14 protein-coding genes are annotated in these 17,276 nt (G+C 69.1%); 7 read left to right on the top strand and 7 right to left on the bottom strand.

Going from position 1 to position 17,276, the window contains the following annotated elements; all coding sequences use genetic code 11:
• Positions 1-113 precede the first annotated feature (113 nt).
• The 3 genes from ACFVWY_RS01110 to ACFVWY_RS01100 form a co-directional block, all read right to left on the bottom strand.
• On the bottom strand, positions 114-773 hold the full coding sequence (locus ACFVWY_RS01110; RefSeq protein WP_389865850.1) for a PadR family transcriptional regulator: 660 nt from the start codon (positions 771-773) through the stop codon (positions 114-116).
• A gap of 83 nt (positions 774-856) precedes the next feature.
• Positions 857-1,174 carry a hypothetical protein gene (locus tag ACFVWY_RS01105; protein WP_389865847.1) on the bottom strand — a complete coding sequence of 106 codons (318 nt, stop codon included), beginning with the start codon at positions 1,172-1,174 and terminating at the stop codon, positions 857-859.
• 457 nt (positions 1,175-1,631) lie between these two features.
• Positions 1,632-3,281: a protein kinase gene (locus ACFVWY_RS01100; protein ID WP_389865844.1), complete on the bottom strand. Its 1,650-nt coding sequence runs from the start codon at positions 3,279-3,281 to the stop codon at positions 1,632-1,634.
• Positions 3,282-3,703: 422 nt separating this feature from the next.
• On the opposite strand from ACFVWY_RS01100, the gene ACFVWY_RS01095 reads away from it, so the two are divergent.
• Entirely contained in the window at positions 3,704-5,347 is a 1,644-nt protein-coding gene (locus ACFVWY_RS01095) for a protein kinase (protein ID WP_389865841.1), read from the top strand.
• A 44-nt stretch (positions 5,348-5,391) separates the two neighbouring features.
• Here ACFVWY_RS01095 and ACFVWY_RS01090 read toward each other — a convergent pair whose 3' ends face one another.
• The 3 genes from ACFVWY_RS01090 to ACFVWY_RS01080 all read right to left on the bottom strand — a co-directional run bounded on the left by ACFVWY_RS01090 (position 5,392) and on the right by ACFVWY_RS01080 (position 7,927).
• The gene (locus ACFVWY_RS01090; RefSeq protein WP_389866317.1) at positions 5,392-6,384 is read right to left on the bottom strand and encodes a phosphotransferase; all 993 of its coding nucleotides are present in this window, start codon (positions 6,382-6,384) and stop codon (positions 5,392-5,394) included.
• A 261-nt stretch (positions 6,385-6,645) separates the two neighbouring features.
• Positions 6,646-7,074, bottom strand: coding sequence for a pyridoxamine 5'-phosphate oxidase family protein (locus ACFVWY_RS01085; RefSeq protein ID WP_389865838.1), 429 nt, complete (start codon positions 7,072-7,074; stop codon positions 6,646-6,648).
• Between the two features lie 193 nt (positions 7,075-7,267).
• A complete protein-coding gene (locus ACFVWY_RS01080; RefSeq protein WP_389866314.1) occupies positions 7,268-7,927 on the bottom strand; it encodes a response regulator in 660 nt (219 codons plus the stop codon).
• Between the two features lie 340 nt (positions 7,928-8,267).
• Here ACFVWY_RS01080 and pdhA point away from each other — a divergent pair, with 340 nt between their 5' ends.
• The 5 genes from pdhA (at position 8,268) to ACFVWY_RS01055 (ending at position 15,468) form a co-directional block, all read left to right on the top strand.
• On the top strand, positions 8,268-9,527 hold the full coding sequence (gene pdhA / locus ACFVWY_RS01075; RefSeq protein ID WP_389865835.1) for a pyruvate dehydrogenase (acetyl-transferring) E1 component subunit alpha: 1,260 nt from the start codon (positions 8,268-8,270) through the stop codon (positions 9,525-9,527).
• 2 nt (positions 9,528-9,529) lie between these two features.
• Positions 9,530-10,510: an alpha-ketoacid dehydrogenase subunit beta gene (locus ACFVWY_RS01070; RefSeq protein WP_389865834.1), complete on the top strand. Its 981-nt coding sequence runs from the start codon at positions 9,530-9,532 to the stop codon at positions 10,508-10,510.
• 10 nt (positions 10,511-10,520) lie between these two features.
• Positions 10,521-11,975: a dihydrolipoamide acetyltransferase family protein gene (locus ACFVWY_RS01065; RefSeq protein WP_389865831.1), complete on the top strand. Its 1,455-nt coding sequence runs from the start codon at positions 10,521-10,523 to the stop codon at positions 11,973-11,975.
• 277 nt (positions 11,976-12,252) lie between these two features.
• Complete coding sequence (locus ACFVWY_RS01060; RefSeq protein ID WP_389865829.1) at positions 12,253-14,418, top strand: transporter substrate-binding domain-containing protein; 2,166 nt, start codon at positions 12,253-12,255, stop codon at positions 14,416-14,418.
• A gap of 288 nt (positions 14,419-14,706) precedes the next feature.
• A complete protein-coding gene (locus ACFVWY_RS01055) occupies positions 14,707-15,468 on the top strand; it encodes a hypothetical protein (RefSeq protein ID WP_389865827.1) in 762 nt (253 codons plus the stop codon).
• A 268-nt stretch (positions 15,469-15,736) separates the two neighbouring features.
• Here the strand turns inward: ACFVWY_RS01055 and ACFVWY_RS01050 are convergent, their stop codons facing one another.
• Positions 15,737-16,159 (bottom strand): ATP-binding protein, encoded by a 423-nt coding sequence (locus ACFVWY_RS01050; protein ID WP_389865824.1) that lies wholly within the window; start codon positions 16,157-16,159, stop codon positions 15,737-15,739.
• A gap of 235 nt (positions 16,160-16,394) precedes the next feature.
• Here ACFVWY_RS01050 and ACFVWY_RS01045 point away from each other — a divergent pair, with 235 nt between their 5' ends.
• On the top strand, positions 16,395-17,276 hold the full coding sequence (locus tag ACFVWY_RS01045; protein WP_389865822.1) for a helix-turn-helix domain-containing protein: 882 nt from the start codon (positions 16,395-16,397) through the stop codon (positions 17,274-17,276).

Here is a 17,276-nt window from a genome sequence, read left to right as displayed (position 1 = left end):
ACACGGGCGCACCGAGAACGGCCCTGCCGAGGCACGGGCGCGCCGACGACGGACTTACCGGGCCCTGCCGGTACGGGCCTTGCCAGGAAACGGGTTCTGTCGGGATACGGGCCCTACCGGGATACGGAGTCACCGGGCCGCGTGACGTCCGGAGCGCGGCGCACGGCGCGGCCCGGCGTACGCGTCCCGGGCGTACGGGTTTCGGACCTGCGGGTTTCGGGCTCCGGCATCCTGGCGGCGGCCTCGGCGAAGCGGACGAGCCGGGTCTCGCAGTGGTCGAGCCAGCGGGCCTCGGCCTCCGCCTGGAAGATCAGCTGGTCCAGTACGAGCAGCCAGGCGACCTCGTCGCGGTCGGCCGGTACGTCGCCGAGCGACCGGGCCTTGAGACGGGTGTAGTCCTGCATCGCCTTCAGGGTGTGGTGGCGCTGGGACTGGATGACGGCGCGGATGTCGACACCGGGCACGCCGACCGCCATGGCCAGCTTGATGGCCAGCTCGTCACGGGGCGGGCTGCCGCGGTCGACCGGCGTCTCGAACCAGCTCCGCAGCTCGCCGCGCCCGTCGTCGGTGATCGCGTAGAGGGTGTGTCCCTGCTCGTCCTCGTCGTCCTGGACGACCAGGCCGTCGCGCTCCAGGCGGCCCAGCGTCGTGTAGACCTGGCCGACGTTGAGCGGCCAGGTGGAGCCGGTGCGGGACTCGAATTCGGTACGGAGCTGGGAGCCGTACCGAGGCCCCCGTTCCAGAAGGGCCAGCAGCCCGTGACGGATCGACATACTCAGTATGTATACCGAGTATGCTCAGCGATGCAAGCGTCGCCGGGGCGGAGGGGTGGAACGGCGTGCCTCCGGCACCCGGCTCAGTCGACGCGTCGCATCCGGTACGCCAGGAAGCCCAGACCCAGCCCGATCAGCGCGATACCCCCGCCCAGCGACACCTGCTTCACCTGGTGCGCGGTCGCGGGGTCCATGGCCTGCCGTGGGTAGGGCTCGGTGCCGGGGAGGGCGCTGGCGGCGGGTGGCGTTCCCGGGGTGCTCGCCGTGGGCCGGGCCGACGGCTGGTCGAAGAGGCTGTCCGCGTGCGCGAGTTCCTCCGGGGAGAGCTGCCGCCCGGGTCGCGGTCGCCCCGCCCCGGCCTCCCGTCCGGCCAGCGGGGTCTGCGCACCGGCGGCGGGCACCGCGGGAGGAGCCTCGGCGGGGGACGCTTCGAGGGGGGCTGGGTCCGGAGTGCCGGACGGCGGGCCCGGTGCCGCGGCGGTGGCGGACGCCCTGGAGGCCAAAGGGGCCAGAGAGGCCAGAGAGGCCGAAGGGGAGGGTGAGAGCGTGGCGACGGGCTCGGCCGAAGGGGCGGCCGTGGCCGCTGCCTCACCGGCGATGCCCCCCAGTGCCGTACCCGCCGTCAGCACCAGGCAGGCCACGCACCGTGTGGGTTGTGAGAGGAGAAGTCCTGGAGGCATGGCGCCAGCGTCACATGTGCCGATATGTCCGGCATCTTCGGAATCGCCGCGCTACGCCACTCGGGCCTGGCCACCACGCCCACGCCCACACCCCAGGCCCACGCCTCAGGCCCACGCCCACACACCCCAGGCTCAACCAGGCCCAGGCTCACACCCAGACCTGAGCCGAGGACCGGGCTCAGGCCGGATCCCCCGTCGCGACGCGCAGCTCGAAGTGGGCGCCGACCTTGTCCACGGCGGTGCCGGCCGACGGGAACTGGTCGATGATCTGGTCCTCCGCGTACGCGTTCCCCGGCACCTTGATCTTCTTGATCGTCCAGCCGGCCGCATCGGCGCACGCCTTCGCGGAGAGGTAGTCCTTGTACAGGAACTTCGGGGCGTCGACCTTGTCCGGGTCGTCGCTGTTCTCGTACGCGTCCGTGCACCGCTCGGCGTCCATGGTCCGATTGCGCTCCGGCGGCCGGTGCTCGCCCGCGGCCGGGGACTCGTTCGCGCTCGTGCCGCCGCTCTCGTCGTCGTTCCCCATCGACTGCAGCGCGAAGAACCCGCCGGTCCCGACCAGCGCGACCGCGATCACGCCGAGGACCACGCGCGTGGCCGACGACTTCTGCCGCTGGGCGCCGCCCCGGCCCGAGGTCTGGGCGGTCTGGGGCTGCGGCGACATCCCGTACGGCGGCGGGGTCTGCTGCGGCACCGGGCTCTGGGGCTGGTACGGGCCCGACTGCGGGTAGCCGTACGACGGCGCCGGGGTCGGGGCCGGGGCCGGGGTGGCCGGACCGTACGGGCCCGACTGGTACGGCCCCGGCTGGTACGGCATCTGGACGCCCTGCGCCACCGACCCGGACTGGTCGAGCGGCGGGAAGACCGCCGAGCCGACCCCCGAGCCGCTGTTCGCCGGAGCTGCGCCGCCCGCGATGATCACCGGCGCACCCGTGGCACCGCCCGAGGCGAGCACCCGGGCTATCTCGTCCTGCATCGCGGCCGCGCTGGGGAAACGTTCGTTCGGGTTCTTCTTCAGCGCGCGGGCGACCAGCGCGTCCATCGCCGGGGTGACCGAGCGGTTGATGCTGGAGGGCGCGACCGGCTCCTCCTGGACGTGCGCGTACGCGATGGCCAGCGGGGAGTCCGCGTCGAAGGGGATGCGCCCGGTCAGCAGCTGGAACAGCATGATGCCGACCGAATACAGGTCGGAGCGGGCGTCCACGCCGCGGCCCAGGGCCTGCTCGGGAGAGAGGTACTGCGGGGTGCCGACGACCATGCCGGTCTGGGTCATCGACGTGACCCCCGACTGCATGGCGCGGGCGATGCCGAAGTCCATGACCTTCACGACGCCGCGCTTGGTCACCATCACGTTGCCCGGCTTGATGTCGCGGTGCACCAGGCCCATCTCGTGGCTGGTGTCCAGCGCGGCCAGCACGTCGTTCGTGACCTTCAGCGCCTTGTCGCCGGGCATCGCGCCGTGCGCCTGGATATCGGCGTGGAGCACGGAGCCGAGCGGCTGCCCCTCCACGTACTCCATGACGATGTACGGCATCAGCGCGCCGCCGAGCTCGTCCTCGCCGGTGTCGAAGACCGAGACGATGTTGGTGTGCTGGAGCTTGGCGACGGCCTGCGCCTCGCGGCGGAACCGCTCGCGGAAGGACTGCTCGCGGCCCAGCTCGGTGTGCAATGTCTTGATGGCGACTTGACGATCGAGCGCGGTGTCGTATGCCAGGTATACCGAGGCCATGCCGCCCTCGCCGAGCAGGTCACGCAGTTGGTACCGCCCACCGGCGACCGAACCGCCCGCGTAGCGCCCCTGCGCGCCGTGTGCGCCGTCCTGGCTCATGACTTGCTTCCCCCTCGGCGCGACTGCCGCGATCATCCCTTATTACGCGCCAAGTCTGCCCGAGGGGTACGACACGTCAAGCCAGGTGCCCGTTCCGTGACCGTACGCACAAGAAGAGTCCCGGAAGCGTTACAGGAACCGCATGGAATTTGCCTGGGCGGCCTGCCGGGCGGTTGCATGACCGGTCTGTCTCGGCGACGGGGTGTCCGCAGGAGCCTGTAGCGTGACGTGGCAATGCAGTGGGGTCTTCCGGCTCGCACCGTCCGGCTCGCAGCGTGGCGAGCCGGCCCGGCACGGGCCGGCACGGTCCGGCGCGGCCCGACGACAGGGCACGGGCCGGGCACGTGGGGCACGTAGGACACGGAAGACCCTGACACCGTGAGAACCCGCGGACGCGCGGACAGATACGACGGCGAGGACTGATGGCACCCGAATCCGAAGCAAACGGCGGCGGAGTTTCGGATGGCACCGACTCCTGGGGCATCGACGGTGTCGTGGGCGACGGACGTTACCGGATGACCCATCGCCTCGGCCGGGGCGGAATGGCGGAGGTCTTCGCGGCCGAGGACGTACGGCTGGGCCGGACGGTCGCGGTGAAGCTCCTGCGGTCCGATCTCGCCGAGGACCCGGTGTCCAAGGCCCGGTTCACGCGCGAGGCGCAGTCGGTGGCCGGGCTCAACCACCACGCGATCGTCGCCGTGTACGACTCCGGCGAGGACGTCGTGGGCGGGCAGACCGTCCCCTACATCGTGATGGAGCTGGTCGAGGGCCGCACCATCCGCGATCTGCTGATCAGCGCCGAGGCCCCGCCGCCCGAGCAGGCGCTGATCATCGTCTCCGGGGTGCTGGAAGCGCTCGCGTACTCGCACCAGCACGGCATCGTGCACCGCGACATCAAACCGGCCAACGTGATCATCACCAACTCCGGTGCGGTCAAGGTGATGGACTTCGGCATCGCCCGTGCGCTGCACGGCGCGCAGTCGACGATGACCCAGACCGGCATGGTCATGGGCACGCCGCAGTACCTCTCCCCCGAGCAGGCCCTCGGCAAGGCGGTCGACCACCGCTCCGACCTCTACGCGACCGGCTGTCTGCTGTACGAACTCCTGGCACTGCGGCCCCCGTTCACCGGCGAGACGCCGCTGTCCGTGGTCTACCAGCACGTCCAGGACACCCCCGTTCCGCCGTCCGAGGTGCTGGGTTCGGTGCCGCCGGAGCTCGACGGGCTGGTCATGCGCTCCCTCGCGAAGGACCCGGACGACCGGTTCCAGAGCGCTGAGGAGATGCGCGGCCTGGTCCAGTACGGCCTCCAGATGCTCCAGATGCAGGGCAGCCACACGGGGACGTGGAACACCGGCCCGGTCGCGATGCACGACGGCGGGAACACCCCGGCCATGGGCATCAACGGCAGCACGATGGCGATGGGTCACCCGCCGCACGGAGACACCTCCCAGGGCCCGATCCTGCCGCCGATGAACCCCGACGACGGCGGTTACGACGGCGGCGGCCAGCCCGGCGGAGGCAACGGCCGCCGCGGCAAGCTGTGGCTCTTCGTGGTGCTCGCGCTGATCGCCATCGGGGCGGGGGTGGCCATCGCGGTCAACGCCGCGCAGAACGACGACTCCAACCGCCGGAAGCAGCCGGAGCAGACCTCCACTTCGCCGTCTCCGACGCGCGGTTCGTCCGAGCCGAGCGACGAGAAGAGCGAGGACACCCAGGTTCCGGAGAACTCCACCGGCAACCAGCAGAACACGACTCCGCAGCAGACGTACGAGCCGCCGACGACCCCGACCCAGCCGTCGGAACCGGAGACGGACCAGCCGACCACCCCGCCCACCGGCACGGACAACGGCGGCAGCACCGGCACGGACAACGGTGGCAGTACCGGTACCGACAACGGCGGCACCGGCAACGACGGCGGTACCGGCAACGACGGCGGTACCGGCAACGACAGCGGCAGCACCGGGGCCGACAGCGGCAGCACCGGGGCCGAAAGCGGCAGCACCACCACCGGTACGACCGCGGCGGGCGGAGGGGGAGGGCCGAACCCCCGCCCCGGCACGTGAGCCACCCGCCGCCCCGGCCGCTCACCGACCGGTGAGCCGTCGGCTCACCCCGTGAACGCCTCGCGCACCGTCTCGTACTCGCGCGTCCACCACACCGCCAGGGCCGACACCGCAGGGAACTGCGGGTCGGCCCTTCGGTCGTGCCGGCAGTACCTCCAGCGCAGTATCCAGAAGTCGTTGAGCCGCTCCCACCACACCCGGTGGACCGCCGCCGCCAGTTCCGCGGGCTCCGCCCCGGCCGCCCGGCGGTAGGCCCGCGCGTACGCCCGGACCTTCTCCAGCTCCAGCTTCCCGGCCGGCTGTACGAAGAAGATCGCGGCGGCCCGTACCGTCTCCTCGGCCCTCGGCTGGACCCCCAGCCGGTCCCAGTCGAGGATGGCGACCGGTTCCGAGTCCCGGTACAGGACGTTCAGCGGGTGGAAGTCGCCGTGCACCCAGCCGATGGCCGGGGCGTCCGGCGTCGGGGGTCTGCGGTCGGCGTGCTGCTCCAGCAGGGTGCGCCGCTCCAGGAGGCGGTGCTCGGCCAGTTCGTCGAAGGCGTCCCGGGGGCGGCGCCGTCGCGCGGCTGCCAGCAGTTCGTCGATCAGCGCGAAGGTGTCGGCCGGATCGGCGCTCCGGAGGCCGCTGGCCCGCTGGGCGGTTCCGGTGCCCGCCCCCATCACCTGTTCGAGCCCGGTGTGCACCGTCCCGAGCAGTCCGCCCAGCCGTTCCGACTGGGCGGTGCTGAGCTGGGCGCCCGCCCGGTGGAGCCCGTCCACCCAGGGGTGCAGGGCGTAGCACCGGCCGCCGATCTCGGTGACCGTGCCGCCTTCGGTGTCCCGCACGGGCGGGGCGACGGGAACGCCCAGTAACTGCAGGCGCTGGGTCGCGCGGTGCTGGCGGACGATCGTGGCGCGGTCGCCGGTGGAGTCGTCGAGGTGGTGTTTGAGGAAGTAGCGGCCACGGGTGGTGGAGACGCGGTAGCCGTGGTTGAGCAGGCCCTGCGTGATCGGCTTGCAGCTCAGCGGTTCACCGGCGTCCGGGTAGCGGCGCAGCACCTCGTCCACCGGTGGTACGGGCGGTGCCGGGGCCACTGGCTGCACCGGGGGCGTGGCCCGCACCGGTCGCACCGGTCGCACCGGTGGTGCGGTCGGCCGTGGCACGAGGGGAAGCCGCACCTGGTCCACCGGGGACACGGGTGGGGTGGGGGCGGACGGGAACGGGAACAGCATCTCGTCCGCCGAAGGAACGGCCGAGGAAACAGCCGAAGGAACAGGCGGAAGAGCGACAGATGAGCGCGGCACTCACCAGATGTTAGATCACGCTGTGTGCCCGATCGGTTGAGTTGCGTGGAAGTCAAGAGTGTGCACAGAGGCGAAGTGCGGTTCGAGCCGGAGGTACGCCGCGTCGAACAGTTCCCCGTTCACCCGCGCCGGAGCGTCGCCGAACAGCTCGCGCTGGGCGGCCGACGGACGCATGACCTCGGCGGTGCCGGTGAACTGTACGGCCCACAGGCCGCGGTCGCCGCCCGGGGCGGCGATGCTGAAGTTGTCCGCGCCGTACGCCACGACCGTGCCGTCGCAGGCGGTGTGGTAGCCGAAACCGCTGTGCATCCGCAGGACCACGCGGCCGTCGACCACAACGTGGCGGGCCACCGACAGAAACGGGAGGGCGCGCATGCTCGTCGCCAGCCGTCCGTAGCGGACGCGGCCGAGCAGTTCGATCGCCTGGAGTTCCTCGGGGGACATGAGTTCCACTCTCCGTGTCGCACGAGGGCACGGACAGAGGCCCCGGCCCCGGTTGGGCCGGGACCAAAGTCCCGAGGCGGACACACAGCGCGACGGGCACCCCGCGCGACGGGCATACGGCGCGGTGGATGCGCGGCGTGACGGGCGCACCGCGCGGTGGACGCACCGCGCGACGGGCGCGCACGGCGCCCGTTCAGCGCTTCTCCGCCTGGAGCCGGGCCACGTACGCGGCGGCCTGCGAGCGCCGTTCCATGCCCAGTTTGGAGAGCAGGCTGGAGACGTAGTTCTTGATCGTCTTCTCGGCCAGGTGCAGCCGCTCACCGATCACCCGGTTCGTCAGCCCCTCGCCGATCAGGTCGAGGATCTTGCGCTCCTGCTCGGTGAGCCCGGCGAGCTTGTCCTCGCCCCGCTCCTTCTTCCCGGCGCGCAGTCGCTCCAGCACCCGGGTGGTCGCCACCGGGTCCAGCAGCGACTTCCCGGCCGCCACGTCACGGACCGCGTTCAGCAGTTCGTTGCCCCGGATCGCTTTGAGTACGTAGCCCGAGGCACCCGCCATGATCGCGTCGAAAAGGGCCTCGTCGTCGGCGTAGGAGGTGAGCATCAGGCACTTGATGTTCTCGTCCTGGGAGCGGACCTCCCGGCAGACCTCCACCCCGCTGCCGTCCGGCAGCCGCACGTCGAGCACCGCCACGTCGGGCCGGGTCGCCGGAATCCGGACCAGGGCGTCGGCCGCCGTGCCCGCCTCGCCCACCACCTCGATGTCGTCCTCCGACGACAGCAATTCGTGGACCCCGCGCCGGACCACTTCGTGGTCGTCCAGCAGAAAAACGGTGATTTTTCCTTGTTCGCGCACAAAACGCAGTCTCACACACTCGCCTCTTCCCTGCCGCCGAACGGCGGGATAACGTGCGCTTGTTCCGGTGGCCTGCGAGGCCGTTCCCGGCGCTGTGACCAGCGAGAGTTCCCGACTTTTTCGATTTACTTGGAAATCCAAGCAAAATCGCAGGTCAGATGGGGTTTCGCAGTTATGCGGCGTACTGGGTAACGTGCTTGTGACAGGGCGCTCGCCGGGGCACCTGTCACGCCTGTTCCCGGACCGAGCGGCACCCACCCCGTGCACGGGTACGGACCCAGGCGAGCCGCACTGGTTTCCCGGCAGACCCCGGGGGCCGGACCGACGGAGGAGCACGCACGTGACCGTGGAGAGCACTGCCGCGCGCAAACCGCGACGCAGCAGCACCAGCAGGACCAGCGCCGCGAAGACGCCCGCGCAGACGTCCGCTGAGACGCCCGCGAAGACGACCGCGAAGAAGTCCGCGAGGACGACTCCCGCGAAGAAGTCCGCGAAGGCGGCGGTCAAGCCGCCGCAGAGCACCGAGCCCGAGCTCGTACAGCTGCTGACGCCCGAGGGCGAGCGCGTCGAGCACCCGGACTACGCGATCGACCTGACCGCCGAGGAGCTGCGCGGTCTGTACCGGGACATGGTCCTGACCCGCCGCTTCGACGCCGAGGCCACCGCCCTCCAGCGCCAGGGCGAGCTGGGCTTGTGGGCCTCGCTGCTCGGCCAGGAGGCCGCGCAGATCGGCAGCGGCCGGGCCCTGCGGGACGACGACTACGTCTTCCCGACCTACCGGGAGCACGGCGTCGCCTGGTGCCGTGGGGTCGACCCGACCAACCTGCTCGGGATGTTCCGCGGGGTGAACCACGGCGGATGGGATCCCAACAGCAACAACTTCCACCTGTACACGATCGTCATCGGCTCGCAGACCCTGCACGCCACCGGTTACGCCATGGGCGTGGCCAAGGACGGTGCGGACTCCGCCGTGATCGCGTACTTCGGCGACGGCGCCTCCAGCCAGGGTGACGTGGCCGAGTCCTTCACGTTCTCCGCGGTCTACAACGCCCCGGTCGTCTTCTTCTGCCAGAACAACCAGTGGGCGATCTCCGAGCCCACCGAGAAGCAGACCCGCGTCCCGCTCTACCAGCGCGCGCAGGGCTTCGGCTTCCCCGGCGTCCGGGTCGACGGCAACGACGTACTGGCCTGCCTGGCGGTCACCAAGGCGGCGCTGGAGCGCGCCCGCCGGGGCGAGGGCCCCATGCTCGTCGAGGCGTTCACGTACCGCATGGGCGCGCACACCACCTCCGACGACCCGACCAAGTACCGGGCCGACGAGGAGCGGGCGGCCTGGGAGGCCAAGGACCCGATCCTGCGGCTGCGCACGTACCTGGAGAAGGCGGGCGCCGCCGACGAGGCGTTCTTCACCGCGCTGGACGAGGAGAGCGAGGCCCTCGGCAAGCGGGTCCGCGAGGCGGTACGGGCGATGCCCGACCCCGACCCGATCGCGATCTTCGACAACGTCTACGCCGACGGCAGTCCGCTCGTCGACGAGGAGCGCGCCCAGTTCGCCGCCTACCAGGCATCGTTCGCAGACACCGCCGAGGAGAGCAAGTAGCCATGGCCATGGAAAAGATGTCCATCGCGAAGGCTCTGAACGAGTCGCTGCGCCGGGCCCTCGACACCGACCCCAAGGTCCTCATCATGGGTGAGGACGTCGGCAAGCTCGGCGGGGTCTTCCGGATCACCGACGGGCTCCAGAAGGACTTCGGTGAGGAGCGGGTGATCGATACCCCGCTCGCCGAGTCCGGCATCGTCGGTACGGCGATCGGCCTCGCCCTGCGCGGCTACCGCCCCATCGTGGAGATCCAGTTCGACGGCTTCGTCTTCCCCGCGTACGACCAGATCGTCACGCAGCTCGCGAAGATGCACGCCCGCGCGCTCGGCAAGATCAAGATGCCGGTCGTCGTCCGCATCCCGTACGGCGGCGGCATCGGTGCGGTGGAGCACCACAGCGAGTCGCCCGAGGCGCTGTTCGCGCACGTCGCGGGGTTGAAGGTGGTCTCGCCGTCGAACGCGAGCGACGCCTACTGGATGATGCAGCAGGCCGTCCAGAGCGATGACCCGGTGATCTTCTTCGAGCCGAAGCGGCGCTACTGGGACAAGGGCGAGGTCGAGACCGACGCCATTCCCGGCCCGCTGCACCGGGCCTCGGTGGCCCGCACCGGCACGGACGTCACGCTCGCCGCGTACGGCCCGATGGTGAAGGTGTGCCTGGAGGCCGCCGCGGCGGCCGAGGAGGAGGGCAAGTCGATCGAGGTCCTGGACCTGCGCTCGATGGCTCCGATCGACTTCGACACGATCCAGACCTCGGTCGAGAAGACCGGCCGGCTCGTGGTGGTCCACGAGGCGCCGGTGTTCTACGGCTCCGGGGCCGAGATCGCCGCCCGGATCACGGAGCGCTGCTTCTACCACCTGGAAGCACCGGTGCTGCGCGTCGGCGGCTACCACGCCCCGTACCCGCCGGCGCGTCTTGAGGACGAGTACCTGCCGGGGCTCGACCGGGTGCTCGACGCCGTCGACCGCTCGCTGGCGTACTGAGGACTGGGACGTGACAACGATGACCGACACTTCCAACGCCGCTCGCTTCCGTGAGTTCAAGATGCCCGACGTGGGCGAGGGACTGACCGAGGCCGAGATCCTCAAGTGGTACGTCCAGCCCGGCGACACCGTCGCCGACGGCCAGGTCGTCTGCGAGGTCGAGACGGCGAAGGCGGCTGTGGAGCTGCCGATCCCGTTCGACGGGGTGGTGCACGAGCTGCGCTTCCCCGAGGGCACGACCGTCGACGTCGGCCAGGTGATCATCGCGGTGGACGTGGCCCCGGGCAGCGGTGACGCGCCGTCGGCCCCGGCCGCCGCCCCGGTCGCCGAACCGGCTCCCGCCGCCGAACCGGAGCCCGAGGCCCCGAAGGGCCGCCAGCCGGTCCTGGTGGGCTACGGCGTGTCCGAGAGCTCGACCAAGCGCCGGGCCCGCAAGACCGCGCCCGCGATCCAGGCCGAGCTGAACGGCCACGGCGCGGCGCCCGTCGCCGCACCCGCCGCCCCGCCTGTCGCCACGCCGCCTGTCGCCGCGCCCGTCGGCGTGGCTCCCCAGGGCCGTCCGCTGGCCAAGCCCCCGGTCCGCAAGCTGGCCAAGGACCTGGGCATCGACCTGGCGAGCGTCGTCCCGACCGGCAAGGACGGGGTCATCACCCGCGAGGACGTCCACGCGGCGGCCACGCCCGTGGCCACCCCCGTACCGGCGCAGGTCCAGGCCCCCGCTCCCGCGGCCGAGGCACCGGCCGAGACCGTGGCCGCGGCGGATGCCCGCGAGACCCGCATTCCGGTCAAGGGCGTACGCAAGGCCATCGCTCAGGCGATGGTGGGCAGCGCCTTCACGGCCCCGCATGTCACCGAGTTCGTCACCGTGGACGTGACGCGCACGATGAAGCTGGTCGCGGAGCTCAAGGAGGACAAGGACATGGCGGGGGTGCGGGTCAACCCGCTCCTCCTCATCGCCAAGGCCCTCCTGGTCGCGATCAAGCGGAACCCGGGGATCAACGCCGCCTGGGACGAGCCCAACCAGGAGATCGTCCAGAAGCACTACGTGAACCTGGGCATCGCCGCGGCCACCCCGCGCGGACTGATCGTGCCGAACATCAAGGACGCGCACGGCATGACGCTCCCGCAGCTCGCCGCCGCACTGGGCGAGCTGGTCTCCACGGCCCGGGACGGCAAGACGTCCCCCGCGGCCATGGCGGGCGGCACGGTGACGATCACCAACGTCGGCGTCTTCGGCGTCGACACGGGCACCCCGATCCTGAACCCGGGCGAGTCCGCGATCCTCGCGGTCGGCGCGATCAAGCTCCAGCCGTGGGTCCACAAGGGCAAGGTGAAGCCCCGTCAGGTCACCACCCTGGCCCTGTCGTTCGACCACCGCCTGGTCGACGGCGAACTCGGCTCCAAGGTCCTGGCCGACGTGGCCGCCATCCTGGAGAACCCGAAGCGCCTGATCACCTGGGCGTAGGTGGTTGTCGAGACACATGTACGACGGTGGGCCCGCACGGAATTCCGTGCGGGCCCACCGTCGTGCGGGGAGCCGGGTCTTTTGAGCGTCATCAGGACGATGTGCGCGACACGGTCATTCGCTTCTGCTGAACGGGTGGAAGAACAGGGCGCGTTGATGGTGAGATGGCCATTTCAGCTCGTTGGCGTCCGTTCGTACCCGCGCAGCCCACCACAGTGAAATATGGCTGGAAACCACGGACGCGAGGCCGGATGCGGCCCCTACGAAGGTGGTGCCAGTGCACGACGAAGACCGGCCGACTCACAGGCTGAAGGGGCGGCGCAGCGCGCCGACGGGGGACACGCCGGAGGCGAACGACCTAGCGGAGTGGCTACGGGCCCGCGTGGACGGGCTGGGCGCAGGGCAGTTGGAGGGCCTCTTCCCTTTCGGGCGTACCCGGTGGAACGAATTCCTCAACGGCCGCAAACTGATTCCTTCGTGGCTCCTGGACGATGTGGTCAGGAAGCTGGTGGGGGCAGAAGGGCAGGAGAATCAGCTCAGGGTCGGCCGTGAGCTGCTGAGAGCGGCCGAAGAGGCGGACGCGGCCCGTCTGGTGGCCGGTTCCCATGATGTTCTCCCGGGCGCGGAGCACAATTACGAGATCGGTCTGGTCGACGCGCGCAGCAACCACGATGTGGCGCTGCGGACCGTAAAGGACCTCACCCATCTCATCTTCATCTTCAGCAGCGCGGTGGAGGACTTGAAACAGCGCTGCGCGGCTCTGAAAGCCGAACGGGACCAGGCGCATCAGCGGCTGGAACAGCAGGCGACGGAATCGACCGTCAACCAGCAGCGGGCGGCCGAGGCCAGGCAGCGCGCGGACGCGAGCCAACGGCTCCTCGCCGAGGCCGAGCGGCGGATCGCGGAAATCGAGAAGAGGCGGAACCGTGCCTACGGGCAACGGGACGACGCCGAGGAACTGCGCATCGAGGCGTTCCAGCAGGCCGAACTGCACCGCCGCTCTCTCCTTCAGCTCACCGGGCGCGACACCCCCGCCGCTCTCGGCAGCGGGGACTCGGGCGCGGTGCCCTCGTTGCAGCCGTGGTACAACGACCGCTTCATCGAGGTCGCTGACACCTATCTCGACCGCTGCGACGACCAAGTGGACGCCGTCCGCGAGCAGAGGGACAGCTATCTGCCGCCCGCCTTCCAGGGCTACGTCGTTCACCCGCCGCCCATGGCCCGCGAGGACGGCCCCACCGCCCGTGGTGGCCCCACGCACGGCTCGTTGAGGGAAACCCCGGAATACGATTCAGGCAACGCCTCTGGCGGTTTTGCCGCCACGCCCGAGGACCACAACCAGCAGAGGAGTCCCGCCCCTTCGCCGAGGGGAGCCGAGGCCCGGAAGAACCCTGGCACGCGCGTCGCGCTGATCGGTGTCACCTGTCTCGCCCTGCTCGCCGGAGGCGGCTACCTCGCCTGGGACCAGCTGCACGACTCCTCCGCGTCCAAGGGAGCCTCCGCTGCGCCCAGGGGCGAATCCGCTGCGTCCAAGAGTGATGCGCCAGAGCCCGAGGACGAAGCCCTGGACAGGCTTAACAAAGCGAGGGAGAGCCACGGGGATTTCAAGTTCGTAGTGGGAGTGAAAAACAACCAGCCTGGTGTGAGTAACAAAGAGAGAGGAAAATGGGTTGGCGTGGAAATTGATTACGCGAAGAAGGTACTTGACGAGCTGGGCCTCGTTTCAGGCCAATATGAGTTCAAATCTGTGCCGACGGTGGATCGCGAGATAAGGTTGAATGAAGGGGGAGGAGGGGGTGGGGCGGGAGAGCAGGGGGTCGATATCTTCGTCGGTACTTACGGAATCACGGATGAGAGAAAGGATGGCAGTGCGGACAGACCTGCTGTCATTTTCGCCGGACCGTACCTTCGGGCACCCCAGAAGATTCTGATGCAGAAGGACCGTCAGAGGGGAGGGAACGTTTTGATCCAGGGAAGGTCGGAAACGGTGAACCTGCCAATCGATCTGCCTGAAGACGCTCAGGTGTGTGTCGTGAGCGGGTCCACTGCGGAGGTGTACGTTAATGAGCTCAAGAAAAAGAATAAAAAATTCCCGAGTGAAATCACTTCGCGGAGTGAATATAAGCTCTGCACTGATAAGCTCACTAAATATAAGGGTCAGGATGCGGTGCTGACGGACGGCATGATCCTGAGAGGGATTCAGTTGAGTTACAGGAATCCGGAGGATTATTTCCTTACGTCTTTCTCCTTTAAGGTCGAAGAGGGGTATGGGATTGGGTTGAGTGAGCATAGCCTTGCGCTCAAAGGTGAGGTCTGTAGTGCCATGAGCAGGGTGAAGTCGCAGAGAGGTGATATTTACAAGAATTTCAAAAAGGATGTAATTTTTGAGGGGCAATGGGAAATGAAGGAATGCTCCCGGAAGTTTTGGACTAAGAAGCAATGACGGAAAGCTTCGCTGGAGTCATGTCTCCTTCTCTTTCCGGGGGCGCCCCTGCGGGTCTGGTCAAGCCGAGCAGGCGGGTCGGGGCTCGTGGAAGGTGCCGTCGCGGAGCTTCGCGCGGGCGGCGTCCGCGGGGATGAACGCGTCGCGAGCCACCGGTGGTCGGGCAGCCACAAGTGCGATGCCGACGAACAGAGTTCGGCGGCATCACCTGGAGGGCCCTCGAAACGGCCCCTATCATCCGGGGGTATGGGTAGATCGCGATTTCTCAGAGCAGTCGCCATAGCCTCCGTGGCCGGTTCCATCCTCCTTACGGGATGCTCGTCCGACGGAGCAGATACCAAAGAGCTGCCGTCGTCCTCGCCCGACGCAGCCACCGACGCCGCCTCCCCTGCGGCGCAGGACGATTCGGCCTCTGCCTACACCACTCCAGCCACGTGCGAGGCCCTCACGCTGAAGGCGGGCGCAACGATTCCGGGCAAGGGCCTGGCCGCCTGCGTGGTCGACGCGATGGAGGCGTACGGAACCGGAACCGAGTACGTGCTTTCCAACGACCAGTCGGGCACCGCGCGTTTCCGGTTCGGGGACGACCCCGCGATGGCTGGCGAGAACGACGGTACGGGCGGGAAGAAGACTTCGTACGTGTTCCTCGGTGACGAGGAGTGGATCAAGAACGACGGTTCCTGGGTCAAGGGCGACCCTGAAGGGGACTCCAAGGCGGTGATGGTCGCCTCGATCGCCAAGCTCTACCGGGCCCTCGCCGATCCGAAGGTCACGGCCGACGTCATCGGCTCGTCGCCGACGTGGAAGGTCGAGCCCGAGAAGGACGTCATCGCCCTGGAGAACGGCGAGAACGCGAACGCCCTGCGCATCGTCAGCGCGGAGCCGTTCCAGTGGAACGGCGCGAAGATGTCCGAGTACATCCTGTGGATGAAGGACGACGCCACCCCGGTCGGTGCCCAGGGCACCTCTACCGTCGGCGGTGTGCAGAGCACCACGTCGCAGCACTTCTATGACCTCGGGAAGCCGGTCACCATCGAACCGCCGGAGTAGTACGGCCCTGGCTTGCGCGCGGCCTCCCGCTCCCGAGGGGCCGCGCGTCGGGCCTGTGCGGCAAGCGGACTGTTCCCTCCTGTGTGCGGCTGTGGCCGGAGCCGTACGGCCCGGGACGGGGTAATGAGTCCGCGGCGCGACGACGCGACGCCCCGGTCCGTGAGCCGGCCGGGCGGGGCCCGGTTCCGGTGGCCTGTGACGACGCGGTGCACAGGAGCCGATGGAGGGGCCGGAGGGTGGTGAGGGTTTCGTGCGAGTGCTCCGGCCCTTACGGCAGGGCGAGTTCGGCGAAGACGGTCTTGCCCACGGTGCGTGGCTCGACGCCCCACCGGTCGGCGATCCGCGCCACGATCAGGAGCCCCCGCCCGTAGCACTCCTCGTCCGTCGCCTCGCGGAGGTCCGGTAGCCGCTCACTCTTCGGATCACTCACCGCGACCCGTAGCGCGGTGGCGGTGAGCGTGAGCCGCACCCGGAACAGCCTCCCCTCCACGGCCCCGTGCACCAGTGCGTTGGTCGCCAACTCGCTGACCAGAACGGCCGCGTCGCCCGCCAGCCCCGGATACCCCCACTCCCGCACGAGCCGCGCGGCGCGCCGCCGCGAGAACGACACGCTCTCGGCGGTCGGCGCGTAGTCCAGCCGGTCCTCGCGGAGGGTGGGTTCGGGGACGGAGATCTGTTCGGCTGCGGTCATGGCGCGGGCCTCCGTGGGTGTGGGCGGTGGCGATGCCGTGTCTACGGGGCGCCGTGGTGGCGCAGGCAGGACGGTGCACTTCCGCCGAGTGATTCCACTGTGCAATCGGTGGAGTACTGACGGTAGTGGTGCGATTGCTCGCGCAGCAACAAGTTCGGGCAGAGAATTTTCTGCCCTAGTTGGTGTTCGAGGAGAATGAGTCACAGACTTGGGCGACTCGACGGAGGGACATGACGTGGCAGGCAACAGCCCCGACCGAGGCCGGACGGTCTCGACTGTGCTCGGGCGACGTCTTGGTGGCGATCTGCTGCGCATGCGCGAGGCATGTGCTTTGCGACAGGCTCATGCTGCAGATGCCTTGACTGCGTCGGTCGCCAAAGTCGCGAAGATCGAGAGGGGGCTTGTACCGATACGGGATCCCGACATCAGGGCTCTGTGCCACCTGTACGGGGAGAGCGATGAGGCGATCATCGACAGGCTACTTGCCCTTGCCAAGACTGATCGCGAACGTCGCAAGGCAAGCGGCTGGTGGAACCAGTACCCGGGGCTGCAGTCCATGGTCGAGTACGTGGCTTTGGAGGACATTGCCACGACCCTTCGCACGTGGCAGGCGTCCATCGTGCCTGGGCTGCTGCAGACTCCGGACTACGCCAGAGCCCTCGCTGTGGGGAACGGCTCCTGGGACGACCCTGATGAGATCGAACTTTTCGTCGAAGCCAGGATGACGCGGCAAACCCGGTTGAGTGGCGACCATCCGCTCGAACTGAGGGCGGTCGTCCACGAAGGCGCTCTGCGCCAGTTGGTGGGAGGGCGAGAGGTGATGAGGGAGCAGTTGTCCAAGCTGCTGAGTGTGGCTCGACAGCCGAACGTGAAGCTTCAGGTGATGCCGTACAACGCAGGCGCTCACCCTGGCATGACAAGCGCCTTCACCATCGTTTCCTTTGCTGAGCCTGGGGCGCTGGACGTAGTTCACATGGATACGACCTCGACCACTCTCTGGCTGGAGAGCGATACTGATGCTCAGCGTCACGTCGCCCTTTTCGACCGCATCTCGCGCCTGGGGCTTGCGCAACAGACCTCGGTCAGACTCATCAATGACATCCGCAGGGAGCTGTGA

It is taken from the genome of Streptomyces sp. NPDC058195 (assembly GCF_042883525.1).
Classification (GTDB): domain Bacteria; phylum Actinomycetota; class Actinomycetes; order Streptomycetales; family Streptomycetaceae; genus Streptomyces.
Note: the sequence above shows the minus strand (reverse complement) of the source record. Positions and strands in the feature narration are given on the sequence as shown.

What these genes read in the sequence shown, in the direction of transcription:
- ACFVWY_RS01070 (WP_389865834.1), top strand. Translation starts at nt 9,530, where the DNA reads ATGGCCATGGAAAAGATGTCCATCGCGAAGGCTCTGAACGAGTCGCTG.
- ACFVWY_RS01085 (WP_389865838.1), bottom strand. Translation starts at nt 7,074, where the DNA reads ATGTCCCCCGAGGAACTCCAGGCGATCGAACTGCTCGGCCGCGTCCGC.
- ACFVWY_RS01095 (WP_389865841.1), top strand. Translation starts at nt 3,704, where the DNA reads ATGGCACCCGAATCCGAAGCAAACGGCGGCGGAGTTTCGGATGGCACC.
- ACFVWY_RS01050 (WP_389865824.1), bottom strand. Translation starts at nt 16,159, where the DNA reads ATGACCGCAGCCGAACAGATCTCCGTCCCCGAACCCACCCTCCGCGAG.
- ACFVWY_RS01100 (WP_389865844.1), bottom strand. Translation starts at nt 3,281, where the DNA reads ATGAGCCAGGACGGCGCACACGGCGCGCAGGGGCGCTACGCGGGCGGT.
- ACFVWY_RS01110 (WP_389865850.1), bottom strand. Translation starts at nt 773, where the DNA reads ATGTCGATCCGTCACGGGCTGCTGGCCCTTCTGGAACGGGGGCCTCGG.